Origin of the sequence: Rhodococcus gordoniae, from assembly GCF_001646655.1 — a bacterium.
Classification (GTDB): domain Bacteria; phylum Actinomycetota; class Actinomycetes; order Mycobacteriales; family Mycobacteriaceae; genus Rhodococcus; species Rhodococcus gordoniae.
Genome location: NZ_LPZN01000051.1, coordinates 25,940 through 40,654, shown reverse-complemented (window position 1 = coordinate 40,654; position 14,715 = coordinate 25,940). Strand labels below are relative to the sequence as shown.

Annotated in this window: 12 protein-coding genes; 8 read left to right on the top strand and 4 right to left on the bottom strand. The window is 69.1% G+C overall.

Annotation, left to right across the window (positions count from 1 at the left end; genetic code table 11):
* Positions 1-22: 22 nt before the first annotated feature.
* Both A8G18_RS18650 and A8G18_RS18645 read right to left on the bottom strand, forming a co-directional pair.
* Positions 23-1,081 (bottom strand): iron-siderophore ABC transporter substrate-binding protein, encoded by a 1,059-nt coding sequence (locus tag A8G18_RS18650; RefSeq protein WP_064065034.1) that lies wholly within the window; start codon positions 1,079-1,081, stop codon positions 23-25.
* A gap of 40 nt (positions 1,082-1,121) precedes the next feature.
* The gene (locus tag A8G18_RS18645; protein WP_064065033.1) at positions 1,122-2,129 is read right to left on the bottom strand and encodes an ABC transporter substrate-binding protein; all 1,008 of its coding nucleotides are present in this window, start codon (positions 2,127-2,129) and stop codon (positions 1,122-1,124) included.
* A 271-nt stretch (positions 2,130-2,400) separates the two neighbouring features.
* Between A8G18_RS18645 and ctaD the strand changes: the two genes are divergently transcribed.
* The 3 genes from ctaD to A8G18_RS18630 all read left to right on the top strand — a co-directional run bounded on the left by ctaD (position 2,401) and on the right by A8G18_RS18630 (position 6,388).
* On the top strand, positions 2,401-4,161 hold the full coding sequence (gene ctaD / locus A8G18_RS18640) for an aa3-type cytochrome oxidase subunit I (RefSeq protein ID WP_084421951.1): 1,761 nt from the start codon (positions 2,401-2,403) through the stop codon (positions 4,159-4,161).
* A gap of 171 nt (positions 4,162-4,332) precedes the next feature.
* Positions 4,333-5,562, top strand: coding sequence for a phosphoserine phosphatase SerB (gene serB, locus A8G18_RS18635; RefSeq protein ID WP_026003575.1), 1,230 nt, complete (start codon positions 4,333-4,335; stop codon positions 5,560-5,562).
* A gap of 31 nt (positions 5,563-5,593) precedes the next feature.
* Positions 5,594-6,388: a peptidyl-tRNA hydrolase gene (locus A8G18_RS18630; RefSeq protein WP_425337708.1), complete on the top strand. Its 795-nt coding sequence runs from the start codon at positions 5,594-5,596 to the stop codon at positions 6,386-6,388.
* Positions 6,389-6,415: 27 nt separating this feature from the next.
* Here A8G18_RS18630 and glgX read toward each other — a convergent pair whose 3' ends face one another.
* Entirely contained in the window at positions 6,416-8,548 is a 2,133-nt protein-coding gene (gene glgX, locus A8G18_RS18625) for a glycogen debranching protein GlgX (protein WP_115311582.1), read from the bottom strand.
* A 73-nt stretch (positions 8,549-8,621) separates the two neighbouring features.
* On the opposite strand from glgX, the gene A8G18_RS18620 reads away from it, so the two are divergent.
* The 5 genes from A8G18_RS18620 to A8G18_RS18600 are packed head-to-tail and all read left to right on the top strand — an operon-like array spanning position 8,622 to position 13,308.
* A complete protein-coding gene (locus A8G18_RS18620; RefSeq protein ID WP_016934626.1) occupies positions 8,622-9,452 on the top strand; it encodes an ABC transporter ATP-binding protein in 831 nt (276 codons plus the stop codon).
* Positions 9,453-9,496: 44 nt separating this feature from the next.
* Positions 9,497-10,330 carry an NUDIX hydrolase gene (locus A8G18_RS18615; RefSeq protein WP_064065030.1) on the top strand — a complete coding sequence of 278 codons (834 nt, stop codon included), beginning with the start codon at positions 9,497-9,499 and terminating at the stop codon, positions 10,328-10,330.
* Between the two features lie 10 nt (positions 10,331-10,340).
* Complete coding sequence (locus A8G18_RS18610; protein WP_064065029.1) at positions 10,341-11,120, top strand: enoyl-CoA hydratase-related protein; 780 nt, start codon at positions 10,341-10,343, stop codon at positions 11,118-11,120.
* A 52-nt stretch (positions 11,121-11,172) separates the two neighbouring features.
* Positions 11,173-12,150: a class I SAM-dependent methyltransferase gene (locus A8G18_RS18605; RefSeq protein ID WP_064065028.1), complete on the top strand. Its 978-nt coding sequence runs from the start codon at positions 11,173-11,175 to the stop codon at positions 12,148-12,150.
* Positions 12,151-13,308 carry a THUMP-like domain-containing protein gene (locus tag A8G18_RS18600; protein WP_064065027.1) on the top strand — a complete coding sequence of 386 codons (1,158 nt, stop codon included), beginning with the start codon at positions 12,151-12,153 and terminating at the stop codon, positions 13,306-13,308.
* A gap of 15 nt (positions 13,309-13,323) precedes the next feature.
* Here A8G18_RS18600 and A8G18_RS18595 read toward each other — a convergent pair whose 3' ends face one another.
* Positions 13,324-14,637 carry an outer membrane protein assembly factor BamB gene (locus A8G18_RS18595; protein WP_064065026.1) on the bottom strand — a complete coding sequence of 438 codons (1,314 nt, stop codon included), beginning with the start codon at positions 14,635-14,637 and terminating at the stop codon, positions 13,324-13,326.
* Positions 14,638-14,715 lie beyond the last annotated feature (78 nt).

Here is a 14,715-nt window from a genome sequence, read left to right as displayed (position 1 = left end):
CTGCCGCCGGGCGAGCCGGCGGTCAGTTCGAGTAGCCGTTGAGGGTGTAGGTCAGATCGGTGAGGATCGCCCGCGCGGCGACCGGTCCGGGGGTCGACCACACGTCGTCGCTCACGGAGAACAGACGGCCGTCGCGAACGGCCCCGAGATCGAGCCACTCGTCGGTCTGCATGTAGTCGGTGCCGGCCCCGAGTCCGTCCTCACCGGCGAAGCGGACGAAGATCACGTCGCCGTCGGCGGCAGCCGGGTCCTCCGTGTCGACGGCCTGCCAGGGCTGTCCGTCGACCACCGCGAACCGCTGGGCCGGCGGACGGGCCGCTCCCACGTCGCCGAGCACCTGCCCCGCGAACGATGCGGTGCCCTCCACCCCGGGACCGTCGGCGGTGAACCGCACGATGGACGCCTGGGTCTGGGAGGAGACCAGCTCGCGGCCCAGATCGCGTGCCGCCGTCGCGTAGTCGTCGAGGACGCGACGGGCTGCCTCCGTGCGCCCGAGCGCCTCACCGACGCGCACGAACTGTTCTCTCCAGAACACCGGATCGGACCCGACCAGCACGGTGGGTGCGACAGCGCTCAGCGAGGTGTAGACGTCGGGAGCGGCGGAGGACCCGAGGATCACATCCGGCTGCGCACGCTCGATCGCCGCGACGTCCGGAGCGCCGGCAGCTCCCACGGCCGGCAACTCGCCGATCCCGGTGCCGAGATATTCCGGCCGTCCGGAGATCTCGGCGCTCGCTCCCACGACGCGCTCCCACAGACCCAGGGCGCACACCGCGTCGAGCGCCGCGGAGTCGAGAACGACGATGCGCTGCGGGTCGGCGGGCACATCCGACCGGCCTGCGGTGTGCAGGACCGGCCGGGTGCCGTTGCTGGGCTGCCCCGGATCGGGCGGGGAGGGGAGCGGGCATGCGGTCGACGTGTCCCGGTCGATACCCACGACCGACGCTCCGGCGATACGCGTGGTGGTGCGCACGATCTCGGAGGCGTCGTCGTCGGGCGGGGTGGAGCACCCGGCCAGGGCTGTCGTCACCGCAGCGACGGCTGCGACGAGCACTGCTCGTGACCGGTGCACGGAAATCACGTCGGACCACTCCTGTAGGACGCTGCTCGGATCGGACGGCTCAGGCTATCCGGTCGTGGCGGTCGACTCCGAAGGTGTCCGCAAGGTCGTCGAGGATGCGGTGGGCTCCTTGGATGCTCACCGGCATCATCCACACGCTGTCGTCCACCTCGACCTTCCGCCCCTGCAGGTTCTGCCACAGGGGATTGGTGACGAACGGCTGGGCGGCCACCTGTGCCTTGCCGTCGCCGAGGTCGTAGGTGGTGACGAAGATGACGTCCGCCTCGGCCTCGGTGATCAGTTCGGGGCTGACAGCGTTCATGATGCTCGACGGATCCGACGGATCGGGGCCCTGGCTCGCCGGGCGGGCGAGACCGGCGTCCTCGAGTACGACGCCGCTGAACGAACTGGTGCGGTACAGCCGGGCCGTCGGCTCACCGGCGAAGCGGACGATCGAGATCGTCGGGTTGCCTGCCGTGGCGTTGATGTCCGCACCGATGGCTGCGGCGCGTTCCTCGTACTCGGAGATCTTCTGCTCGGCGAGGTCCTCCTTGCCGATGGCCTGCGCGACGAGCCGGATGTTGTCCTTCCACGTCGGCCCGGTCGACTGGGAGAAGACGGTCGGGGCGATAGCGGACAGTTCCTCGTAGTTCTCCCCGTCACGCACCTCTGCCGAGAGGATGAGATCCGGCTCGAGCGCGGCCACCTGTTCGAGGCTCACGTCCGCGGTCTTCCCGACCGACACGGCGTCGGCCGCGTACTCACGCGAGTCGCCGAGATAGTCGGGGAAACCTTCGGTCCGGTAGTCGACGTGTCCGACGAGCGGTGCTTCGAGGAGCAGCACGGCATCCGCGTAACTCGTGTCGAGCGCGACGATACGGGTCGGTTCGCTCTCGATCGTGGTGGAACCGCGGAAATGCTCGACGGTCCGGGGAAAGCCGGTCGCGTCGGCGCCGGCCGCAGCGGAAGACTCGTCGGCTGCGTCGGCCGCACCGCAACCGGTGACGAGGAGTCCGGTGGTCAGCAGGGCCGCAGCGAGCCGGACGGGACGGGAGGGGAGAACAAGCACGGGTCGTCCTTCTGTATTGCGAGGGGGGTAAGTGCACCCTAACTCGCGCTATTCGCCCGTGGTGGAGTCACGTCCCCCGGTCCGGGATGTGAGGTGTGGCACAGCAGTCGAGTGTGGTTGTCGGCTCCGCTCCAGGTAGCCTCGCGAGTCGAGTACGACAGCGAGTAGGACCCGGAGGGCGACCGTTTCGGGGAGGGTCTACGATTCGATGAGCGCAAGCCAGAGACCGTTCGCCTCCAGCCCGAGGTCGAGCGCGCATTCAGGAGGATTAGTGACTGCCGTAGCGCCCCAGCCAGTCCCAGAGATAGCTGCAGCAAGGCCGTACCCGCCGCGGCAGGGACCCAAGGGTTCGTTCATCCACAAGATGATCACGACCACAGATCCCAAGATGTTGGGGATCATGTACATGGTCACCTCGTTCGCCTTCTTCCTCATCGGCGGCCTGATGGCACTGCTGATGCGCACCGAGCTCGCGGTCCCCGGCCTGCAGTTCCTGTCGAACGAGCAGTTCAACCAGCTGTTCACGATGCACGGCACGGTCATGCTGCTGATGTACGCGACGCCGGTCGTGTTCGCCTTCGCGAACTACATCCTGCCGCTGCAGATCGGCGCTCCCGACGTCGCCTTCCCGCGCCTGAACGCCTTCAGCTACTGGCTGTACCTGTTCGGCGCGACGATCGTGATGCTCGGCTTCGTCACCCCCGGCGGCGCCGCGGACTTCGGCTGGACGGCCTACACGCCGCTCACCAGTGAAATCCACTCCCCGGGTGTCGGTGCCGACTTCTGGATCCTCGGCCTCGGCGTGATGGGTCTGGGCACCATCCTCGGTGCCGTCAACTTCATCACCACCGTGGTGTGCATGCGTGCACCGGGCATGACCATGTTCCGGATGCCGATCTTCACCTGGAACATCCTGATCACCAGCCTGCTGATCCTGCTCGTGTTCCCGCTGCTGACCGCCGCCTTCATGGGCCTGTTCGTCGACCGTCACCTCGGTGGCCACATCTACGACCCCGCCACCGGCGGCGTGCTCCTGTGGCAGCACCTGTTCTGGTTCTTCGGTCACCCCGAGGTGTACGTCATCGCACTGCCGTTCTTCGGCATCGTCTCGGAGATCTTCCCGGTCTTCTCCCGCAAGCCGATCTTCGGGTACACCGGCCTGGTCTACGCCACGATGGCGATCGCGGCGCTGTCCATCGCCGTGTGGGCGCACCACATGTACGCCACCGGCGCGGTGCTGCTGCCGTACTTCTCGTTCATGACCTTCCTGATCGCCGTCCCCACCGGTGTGAAGTTCTTCAACTGGATCGGCACGATGTGGAAGGGCCAGATCACCTTCGAATCGCCGATGCTGTTCTCGGTCGGCTTCATCGTGACCTTCCTCTTCGGGGGTCTGACCGGTGTCATCCTCGCGAGCCCGCCGCTGGACTTCCACCTGCACGACTCGTACTTCGTGGTGGCGCACTTCCACTACGTGCTCTTCGGCACCATCGTGTTCGCGACCTACGCCGGCATCTACTTCTGGTTCCCGAAGATGACCGGACGCATGCTCGACGAGCAGCTCGGCCGCTGGCACTTCTGGCTGACCTTCATCGGCTTCCACACCACCTTCCTGGTGCAGCACTGGCTCGGTAACGAGGGCATGCCGCGCCGCTACGCCGACTACCTGCCGTCCGACGGGTTCACCACCCTGAACACGATCTCCACCATCGGTGCGTTCGTGCTCGGTGCGTCGACGCTGCCGTTCCTGTGGAACGTCTTCAAGAGCTACCGCTACGGCCAGGTCGTCACGGTCGACGACCCGTGGGGCTACGGCAACTCGCTCGAGTGGGCCACCAGCTGCCCGCCGCCGCGGCACAACTTCACCGAGCTGCCGCGGATCCGCTCGGAACGCCCTGCTTTCGAGCTGCACTACCCGCACATGGTCGAGAAGATGCGCGCCGAGGCGCACGTCGGCCCGGGTAGCGACAAGCACAACGTCAATGTCCTCGAGGGTGCCGACCGTACCCCCGGCGACCATCCGCGCGCCTGAGCGCAGAGCGACGATCGACCGAAGCCCCATCCGTGCACCGGGTGGGGCTTCGGCCTTTCGGTGGGCCGGACCCGCGAACGGGAGGGACGGTTCGACCTGCAACAATGGACGGGCGAGCCGGTACGCGCGTGCGTCCGCGTGTACCTCGACAGACAAGCGATCGGAGACGTAGTGGCGTCTGACAGCACGGTGCTGGTGACCGTGACCGGACCTGACCATCCCGGCGTGACCTCGGTGCTCTTCGCAGCGCTGACGCGGCACGACGTCGACCTGCTCGATGTGGAACAGGTCGTGATCCGCGGGCGGCTCACCCTCGGGGTCCTCCTCGTCTGCCCGAACGATGTCGAAGCACTGCAGGACGAGGTCGAGTCCGCGATGGCCACGATCGGCATGCACGCCGACGTCCAGATCGGCGCCGAGCGCGGTGCACGCACCGTCTCGACCCACGCCGTCGTCGTCCTGGGCAGCCCGGTCAGTGCCCGGGCACTGCGATCGGTGGGCCGCACGCTCGCGTCCCAGGGCGCGAACATCGATTCGATCCGCGGTATCGCCGACTATCCGCTCACCGGCCTCGAGTTGATGATCACCGCCGCCGATACCGGCGCCGAGGCCGACGCCGCTCTGCGGCACGCTCTCGTCGAACTCGCCGCGGGTCTCGACGTCGACATCGCGGTGGAGCGTGGCGGCCTCGCCCGTCGTTCCAAGCGCCTGATCGTCTTCGACGTCGACTCCACACTCATCCAGGGCGAGGTCATCGAGATGCTCGCCGCACACGCGGGTGTCGAGGACAAGGTCCGCGAGGTCACCGAAGCCGCCATGCGTGGCGAGATCGACTTCGCGCAGTCCCTCGAGCAACGCGTCGCGACCCTCGCCGGTCTGCCCGCGACCGTCATCGACGAGGTCGCGGAGCAACTCGAGCTCACTCCCGGTGCCCGCACCACGATCCGGACGCTGCGGCGCCTCGGATTCCGCTGCGGTGTCGTCTCGGGCGGCTTCCGTCAGGTCATCGACCCGCTCGCACACGAACTCGAACTGGACTTCGTCCGCGCCAACACGCTCGAGATCGTCGACGGCACACTCACCGGGCGAGTGGTCGGCGACATCGTCGACCGCGCCGCCAAGGCACGTGCCCTGCGGGAGTTCGCCGACGAGGCCGGCGTGGCTGTCGAACAGACCGTCGCGGTCGGGGACGGCGCCAACGACATCGACATGCTCGCGGCGGCGGGGCTGGGCGTGGCGTTCAACGCCAAGCCGGCTCTGCGTGAGGTCGCCGACACGGCGCTGTCGTATCCCTACCTCGATGCGGTGCTGTTCGTCCTCGGTGTCACGCGCGACGAGATCGAGGCGGCCGACCGCGTGGACGGAACCCTGCGGCGCGTCCCGATCGACGGCAGTGTCTGAGCGGAGCCCCGAGCGGCTGCACGCCGACGTGGTGGACACGGCACCCGAGCCGGTCTTCGACCCGGCGTCGGATCCGGGTTTCGCCGACCGGCACGGCGTCCTCACCCGCGGTTACGGGGACCGGCCCGATCCGGACGACCCGGGGAAGGTGCAGGCGATGCCGATCGTGCTGCACCTCCCGAAGGTCGATCCTCCCGCCCGTAGCGCGGTGCTCGAGGCGGCCGCGATGGCCACCGTGGCACTGTGTTTCGACCCGCGGGTGGGCGCCGGTCCGGAGGGTGAACCCGGTCCGTGGCAGGAGCCCTTCCTCGCGTGGAACGAGGCGCGGATCCGGAAGGTCGCCCGCCGCGCCCGTGGAGCGCACTGGCATGCCGCGCAGGACGTCGACGGGGTCACCGTCGACCACGCCGGTGCCCAGGCCCGGGCATTCGTGCCCGGTCCGGTGGGGGAGCTCGACCCGCGCATCTCCCGCCTGCAGATCGGCGGCACCGACCTGCCCCACGACGATCCGCCCCCACCGGCGGACGGCGTGCCCGTCTTCTGGGTGCAGAAGGACCTCGAGATGACCGTCGGTAAGGCGGCCGCGCAGGTCGGTCACGCCGCGATGCTGTTCGCGGGAGCACTGGACGTCGACACCGCACGTGCCTGGGCATCCGACGGATTCCCGTGCGCCGTCCGCGACGCCGACGAGACCACCTGGCGCGGACTGCTCGCCCGGGTGGACGCGGGCACCGCCGTCGCGGTCCGCGATGCGGGCTTCACCGAGGTGGCGCCGGGTTCGATCACGGTCGTCGCGGTGCCGGGCACGGCCAGCGCACGAGTCTGACCTCCACCGGCGTCGTGCCGCCGTGGATCATCCTTGCTCGACCTCTTCGCCGTCCGCGATCCGGAAGATCAGCACCGTCGGTCCGTCGACCGGGTACGAACTTCCCACCCGCATCGGTGAGGTGTCCGCGGGCCGGCCGTCGGGGGCGCTCGAATCGAACACGCACGCGATGTCGCCGCGATACCACTCGGGCCCGGCCAGTGTCACCGTGGCGGCATTCCCCGAATGCAGAACGAACAGGCCGCTGCTGTCCTCGAGAGTGACGCCGGTGCGGGTGACCGTGCCGAGTTGCGAGCCGTCGACCCAGCCCTGCAGCGTGCGGCGGCTGTCGTCGTGCCAGGCCTCGTCGTCGAGTTCGACCCCCTCGATGCCGAACCACACCAGGTCGGGATACCCCACGGACCGGGCGCGCCCCTCGAAGAAGCGTCGCTGCCGCAGCACAGGGACGCGTGTGCGCAGGCGGAGCAGTTCGCGCACGTAATCCGTTCGCGCACGGTCGGCGTGCTCCCAGTCCAACGGCCACGCGTCGCGGACCGCGACGTCCTCGGGAACGCAGTAGGCGTTGTTGTTGCCGTGCTGTGTGTGGCCGAACTCGTCACCGGCGAGCAGCATCGGGGTGCCCGTCGACAGCAGGAGCGTCGCCAGCACGGCCCGGACGTGACGGTCGCGGGCGGCAAGGACATCGGGATTGTCGGTCGGACCCTCGACACCGTGGTTCACCGACTCGTTGTTGTTCGACCCGTCGCGACCCTCTTCACCGTTCTCGTCGTTGTGCTTGCGCTCGTACGACACGGCATCGGCGAGGGTGAAACCGTCGTGGGCGGTGACGAAGTTGATCGACATCCACGGTTGCCGGATGTTCCTGTCGTAGAGGTCCTCCGAACCGGTGAGCCGCGACGCGACCTCGCGGATGCCGGAACGTCCGGCCCAGTAGCGGCGCACCGTGTCGCGGTACCGGTCGTTCCATTCCGCCCACTGAGCCCCGAAGTTCCCGAGCTGATAACCGTGCGCGGTGGCGTCCCACGGCTCGGCGACGAGCTTGACGTCGCTGAGGACGGGATCGGTGACGATCGCGGTGAGCAGTGCCGCTCGCGGATCGAACGCCCCGCCGCGCGGGCGCGCGAGCGCACTCGCGAGATCGAAGCGGAAGCCGTCCACACCCATCACGTCCGCCCAGTACCGGAGGCTGTCGCACACCATGCGCACCACGATCGGGGAGGACGCGTCGACGGTGTTGCCGCATCCGGTCAGATCCACGTCCCGCCCGTGCGTGTCGAGCAGGTAGTAGCCGGGAGCGTCGAGACCGCGCCAGGACAGGCTCGGGCCGTCCACCGACGCTTCGCAGGTGTGGTTGTAGACGACGTCGAGGATCACCTCCAGCCCGGCACTGTGGAAGGCGTCGACCATCGTGCGGAACTCGGCGATCTCGTTGCCCGGCGTCACGGCGTAGGCGGGGTGCGGCGCGAAGTACGAGGCGGTCGAGTAGCCCCAGTGGTTGCGCATCCCCCGCGCACGGACCGACGGCTCGGTCACGAAGGCCTGCACGGGAAGCAGCTCGACGGTGGTCGCTCCCAGGCCCACCAGATGGTCGATCACCGACGGATGTGCGAGTCCGAGATAGGTGCCGCGCAGTTCCGGCGGCACGAGCGGATGGCGGGCCGTGTACGAGCCGACGTGCAGTTCGTAGACGACGGTGTTCTCCCACGGCACCCGGGGTTTGTCGTGCATCGGTGTCAGGACGGGGGTCACCACCGACAGAGGCGTGTGACCGAGGGAGTCGACGGTCGACATCGTCCCGAAGGGGTCGCCCTGATGGGGGAGCAGGCGGCCGGGGTCGCCGACGTCCCCGACGATCCGCCGTGCCCACGGATCGAGCAGGATCTTGTGCGGATTCGTGCGCAGCCCCCATCGGGGTTGCCACGGCCCGTGGGCGCGGTAGCCGTACCGCTGCCCGGCGCCGACGCCGGGAACGACCCCGTGCCAGACCCCGTAGGTGCGGTCCGGCAGGTCCACGCGATGCTCGTCCCCGTCGTCGTCGACGAGGCAGACCTGGACGCGGTCGCTGTGCGGGGCGTGGACGGCGAAGCGTGTCCCGCCGTCCACCGGTGTGGGCCCGAGCGGGAAGGCGGCCCGGTCGGGGAGCGCGACCGAGTCGGACACGACGGCAGGTTCGGATGCGGAGGACGACACGGGAACCGATCCTGCCGCGTTTCGGGCTCGGGCGTAAGAGAAGATGGTCGTCGTGGCACAACCTGATCCCGATTTGCTCATCGAATTCGACGACGTAGTGGTCCGACGCGGCGGGAACGTCCTCGTCGGTCCCGTGACCTGGAAGGTGGAACTCGACGAACGCTGGGTGGTTCTCGGACCCAACGGGGCGGGAAAGACCTCGCTGCTGCGGGTCGCGGCGGCCGAGACGTTCCCCACCTCCGGTACCGCGCACGTCCTCGCAGAGACGTTCGGCCGGACCGATCTGTCCGAGTTGCGACCCCGGATCGGATTGTCCTCCGCGGCGCTGGCCAACCGCGTGCCCAACGACGAGAAGGTCACCGATCTGGTGCTCTCCGCGGGTTACGGCGTGCTGGGCCGGTGGCGTGAGCGGTACGACGACATCGACACGAGCCGGGCGGTGGAGATGCTCGAGAGCCTCGGAGCGGAGCATCTCGCCGATCGTCTGTACGGGACGTTGTCGGAGGGCGAACGCAAGCGCGCGCTCATCGCCCGGGCGTTGATGACCGACCCGGAGCTGCTGCTGCTCGACGAGCCGGCAGCGGGTCTGGATCTGGGTGGTCGTGAGGAACTCGTGGCCCGGCTCGGAGCCCTCGCGGCCGATCCGGACGCGCCTGCGATCGTGCTCGTCACCCATCACGTCGAGGAGATCCCGCCCGGCTTCACACACGCGATGCTCCTGAAGGAGGGCGGTGTCGTCGCTCAGGGTCTGCTGGACGACGTGATCACCGCCGAGAACCTCAGTGCGGCGTTCAGCCAGTCGATCTCGCTCGACAAGGTCGACGACCGCTTCTTCGCCCGCCGCACCCGCCGGCCGGGCCGGCACCGCAGGTAACTCCGGGTCGGGTGGTGCCGGGGCCGATCGGTTAGGTTGAGGCCATGGCTATCGATCGCTCGGCATCCACCTTCGATCCCACCGCGGTGCCCATCCGCGACGCGTCCACCGTGATGCTCGTGCGCGACTCCGCGCGCGGTGTCGAGGTGTTCCTGCAGCGCCGCGTCGTCGGTATGGACTTCGCCGGCGGCATGACCGTCTTCCCCGGCGGTGGTGTCGACCCCTCGGACACCGACGCCGAGGTGTGCTGGACCGGCCCGGACGTGGCGTGGTGGGCCGAGAAGTTCGGTATCGACGAAGCGCAGGCCCGCGCGCTGGTGCTCGCGGCCGTGCGCGAGACCTTCGAGGAATGCGGCGTGCTGCTCGCCGGCCCGACCCCGGATTCCGTGGTGGCCGACACGACCGACTACGCCGAGGCGCGGCGCCTGCTCGAGGCGCGCGAGTTGTCGTTCGGCGACTTCCTGGAGAAGGAGCGACTCGTGCTGCGCGCCGACCTGCTGCGTCCGCAGGCGAACTGGATCACCCCGCTGGGGGAGCGGCGCCGCTACGACACGCGTTTCTTCGTCGCCGCGGTGCCGGAAGGACAGCGGGCGGACGGGAACACCACCGAGACCGATCTGGTGCAGTGGCAAACGGTGGAGGAAGCCCTCGCCGACTGGCGTTCGGGCCGGTGCCTCCTGCTTCCGCCCACGTGGAGCCAGTTGTCGATCCTGTCGGGCTTCACCACGGTCGCCGACCTCATGGCAGCCGATCCGGTCATCGAGCCGATCCTGCCCGTCATGAGCCGCCGCGACGGCGCGGTCCACATCACGTTCGACGGGGAGGAGGCCTACTACGAGGCCGGTACTCATCCGTGGGCCCGGCGCTCCGACATCTAGGCTGAACGGCATGGCTGAATTCGTGACCCTCGACGTCTCCGACGGGATCGGCACCATCCGTCTCGATCGACCCCCGATGAACGCCCTGAATCGTCAGCTCCAGGAGGAGATCCGGGAGGCTGCGCGGCAGGCGACCGTGCGTTCCGACGTGAAGTCGGTGATCGTGTACGGCGGCGAGAAGGTGTTCGCGGCCGGCGCCGACATCAAGGAACTGGCCGACCTGAACTTCGTGCAGATGAGCGAGATCGTCGGCGACCTGCAGTCGGCCCTCGGCTCGATCGCCGACATCCCCAAGCCCACCGTCGCCGCGATCACCGGTTACGCCCTCGGCGGCGGCCTCGAACTCGCGCTCGGTGCCGACCGTCGCATCGTCGGCGACAACGTCAAGCTCGGTACGCCCGAGATCCTGCTGGGGATCATCCCCGGTGGCGGCGGCACCCAGCGACTGGCCCGGCTCGTCGGTCCGGCGAAGGCCAAGGACATCGTCTTCACGGGTCGCTTCGTCGGTGCCGACGAAGCCCTGTCGATCGGTCTCGTCGACGAGGTCGTCGCACCCGACGACGTCTACGAGGCGGCGCGTCGCTGGGCCGGGCAGTTCACCGGCGCGGCCTCGCGCGCGCTCGCCGCTGCGAAGGCCGCGATCGACCAGGGGCTCGACACCGATCTGGACACGGGTCTGAAGATCGAGCAGCACGTCTTCGCTGCCCTGTTCGCCACGAAGGATCGCACGATCGGCCTCGAATCGTTCGTCGAGAACGGGCCGGGCAAGGCGCAGTTCGTCGGCGAATGACGCGACCGGCACGCACACTTGTCCACAGCTTACCGACGAGTAGGATCACCGCATGACTGCCAGCAGGACCGACGGGGCCGACCCCGCGCCGAATCCGTACGCCACGGCCGAAGAGGTCGCAGCGGCCCTCGAGGACACCAAGCTCGCCCAGGTGCTCTACCACGACTGGGAAGCCGAGACGTACGACGAGAAGTGGTCCATCTCGTACGACGAGCGCTGCATCGACTACGCCAAGGGCCGGTTCGTCGCCGCTGCGGGCGACCAGCCCCTGCCCTACGAGCGTGCTCTCGAACTCGGTTGCGGCACCGGCTTCTTCCTCCTCAACCTCATGCAGGGCGGGGTCGCGAAGAGCGGGTCGGTCACCGATCTGTCGCCCGGCATGGTGAAGGTCGCGCTGCGCAACGCCGAGAATCTCGGTCTCGACGTCGACGGCCGCGTCGCCGACGCCGAGACCATTCCCTACGAGGACGACACTTTCGACCTCGTGGTCGGACATGCTGTGCTGCACCACATCCCGGACGTCGAGCAGTCTCTCCGCGAGGTGCTGCGCGTGCTGAAGCCCGGTGGCCGGTTCGTCTTCGCCGGTGAACCCAGCACGATCGGCAACGCCTATGCGCGCCTGCTCGGCCGGGTCACCTGGGAGGCCACCACCAGTATCACCCGGCTGCCCTTCCTGCGCGACTGGCGTCGTCCGCAGACCGAACTCGACGAGTCCTCCCGGGCGGCCGCTCTCGAGGCCGTCGTCGACCTGCACACCTTCGACCCCTCGGATCTCGAGAAGCTGGCCTCGTCGGCCGGTGCCGTCGAGGTGAAAGCGTCGAGTGAGGAATTCGCCGCGGCACTGCTCGGCTGGCCGGTGCGTACCTTCGAGGCCGCGGTGCCGCAGGAGAAGCTCGGCTGGAACTGGGCGAAGTTCGCCTTCGGCGGATGGAAGGCGTTGAGCTGGGTCGACGAGAACGTGCTCAAGCACGTCGTTCCCCGCAGCTTCTTCTACAACGTCATGATCACCGGTGTGAAGCCCGGCAAGTAGTTGGGCTACGACTTCACCCTCGCCGACGTCGCGTATCTGACGTCGGGCGACGGCCGCGACGCTCTCGCACGTGTCGCCGGCCGCGAACTGTCGACGCGTACGCGCCTCGCCGACATCGGCTGGGCGCGTACGCATTTCGGTGATCGCGTCGGCATGCTCGTCGAAACCGTCATGTTGCGACGCAAGGCGGAGACGAAGATCGCCGGTGGCACCGAGTGGGTTCTCACCGACGACGCCCTGCAGCAGTCCACGCCGACCCGCGTCGCGGCACACCGTGCCCGGCGGTTGCGCGGCCGCACCGTGCACGACGTGACGTGTTCGATCGGCGCCGAACTCACCGAACTCGTCGGGGTCGCCGAGACCGTGATCGGCAGCGACCTCGACGACGTGCGCCTGGCGATGGCCGCGCACAACGTCCCCGGGGCGTATCTGGTACGCGCCGACGCCCTGCGTCCGGTCACCAAAGGCACCACCGTCGTCGCCGATCCCGCACGCCGGTCGGGCGGCCGGCGCACCCACGATCCGGCGGCGCTGCAACCACCGCTACCCGATCTCCTCGACGCCTACGCGGGCCGCGATCTCGCCGTGAAGTGCGCGCCGGGACTGGATTTCGACTCACTCGGCTGGGCCGGCGAGGTCGAGGTCGTCTCGCTCGACGGCGGAGTCCGCGAGGCATGCCTGTACTCGCCGGGCCTGAGCGCACCGGGCGTGCGGCGCCGTGCTGCTGTACTGCGTTCCGACGGAACCGGTTTCGAGATCACCGACGACGCGGACGACGACATCCCCGAGCGCGAGCCGGGGGAGTGGATCGTCGACCCGGACGGTGCCGTCGTGCGTGCCGGTCTCGTGCGCCACTACGCCGCCGCGCACGGGCTGTGGCAACTCGACCCGCGGATCGCCTATCTCACCGGCGACCGTCTGCCCGACGGCGTGCGGGGCTTCCGGATCGTCGAACGTCTCAAGTACAGCGAGAAGACGCTCCGTCAGGCACTCGCCCGCCACGACTGCGGTGCGGTCGAGATCCTCGTGCGCGGTGTCGACGTCGACCCGGCGGTCCTGCGTCCGCGGCTGAAGCTACGCGGGTCGGCCTCGCTCAGCGTGGTCCTCACCCGCATCGGCCGGACGCCCGAAGCGTTCGTCTGCACCCCCTCACGCTGAACGGCCGGCACACCCTCACACCGACTGCGGGGCGCGCAGCACCACCACGTCGCCGTCGACGGTCGTGATCACGAACTCCCCGTCCGGGCCGATGCCGGTGCCGACCGGCAGTCCGGTGGTGGGCTCGAGGGGTTCCTTCTCGGTGGTCGCGCCGTCCGCGAGATCGAGCACCGCGGCAGCGAGACCCCGGTCGCCGTCGACCACCACGTAGGCCCGGCCGTCGGCGGTCACCGCCGGCGCACCGTAGGGCTTCACATCCGTCCGCTCCCACTCGACGTCGGCACCGTCGCCGTTGTCGCGCAACGCCGTCAGCGGCGCGCTGCCGTCGGCCGACGCGAGGAGCAACAGCCCGTCCTCGGTGACGGCGGGACCGAGTGCCGTGGGACGACCGGTCTCGTGGCTCCACCGCGCCTCGCCGGTCTCGGTGTCGAGCGCCCACAGGGTGCCGTCCCCGTCATGGACGTAGACCGTGGAACCGTCCGCGGACAGCACCGGACTCGTCACCGCACCCCCGGGAAGATCGGGCGCCGACCACTCCTCGGTCACCGCGGCGTCGTCGCCGCCCGTGTAGCGCAGCGCCACGAGCGCGGACCGGTCGGCGCCCGGCCGCCACACGGTGACGAAGACGCGATCGGTGGCGGTGTCGACGGCCGGAGTGGTGGCCACCGGGCAGTCCTCCGAGCCGCCGAAGCATGCCGGCAGACCGTGATCGCTCGCGAGTCGCGGCAGATTCTGCCCGTCCGCGACGGTCGGCACCGGCACGAGATCGAACAAGGGCGCCTCGAGGTGGCCCGTCTGGGGATCGACGACATTCACCTGACCGAAGTGGGTGACCACCAGCAGACTTCCGTCGGACGTGAACTGCGCACTGCGCGGGCTGCCGCTCACAGGAAGGCGCCAGCGACGCTGACCGTGCTCGTTGAACGACAGCACCCCGCCGTCCTCCCCGACGTAGATGTTGGCGACCGCGTCGGAGACCGGTGTGATCGTCGTGACGGCCGGTGCGAGACGCGTGCACCAGCGCTTGCGACCGGAATCCATCTGGAAGGAGAACAGATTGCATCCGGCCGCCGTCGCGGCGGTCACCGAGACCTGACCGTTGGCGGCGATGCCGGCGGGGGAGCCGACCGCTCCACCCAGCGGGCGGGTCCAGCCGGCCGTGAGATCGTCGACACCGTCGGCGGTCGCGGTGTTGCTGTTGCGGGCATCGGAGTGACGGCCCGGCCAGCCACCCGTGGACAACACGTCGTCGGTGCCGCCACCACCGCACGCGCTCAGCGCGAAGACCACAGTCAGCGCCGGGACCGCGGTCCGCAGGACACCCCGCATCACTCAACTCCTCCACAGGCGAACGATTCGACGTGTCAGCGTATCGGGCCGGGGGTCGTGTGCCGCGAACGAGGCGGA

Bases quoted from the DNA above. Each gene is read 5' to 3' on its own strand.
- A8G18_RS18595 (WP_064065026.1), bottom strand. From the start codon at position 14,637: ATGCGGGGTGTCCTGCGGACCGCGGTCCCGGCGCTGACTGTGGTCTTC.
- A8G18_RS18615 (WP_064065030.1), top strand. From the start codon at position 9,497: ATGGCTATCGATCGCTCGGCATCCACCTTCGATCCCACCGCGGTGCCC.
- A8G18_RS18610 (WP_064065029.1), top strand. From the start codon at position 10,341: ATGGCTGAATTCGTGACCCTCGACGTCTCCGACGGGATCGGCACCATC.
- A8G18_RS18605 (WP_064065028.1), top strand. From the start codon at position 11,173: ATGACTGCCAGCAGGACCGACGGGGCCGACCCCGCGCCGAATCCGTAC.
- A8G18_RS18620 (WP_016934626.1), top strand. From the start codon at position 8,622: ATGGTCGTCGTGGCACAACCTGATCCCGATTTGCTCATCGAATTCGAC.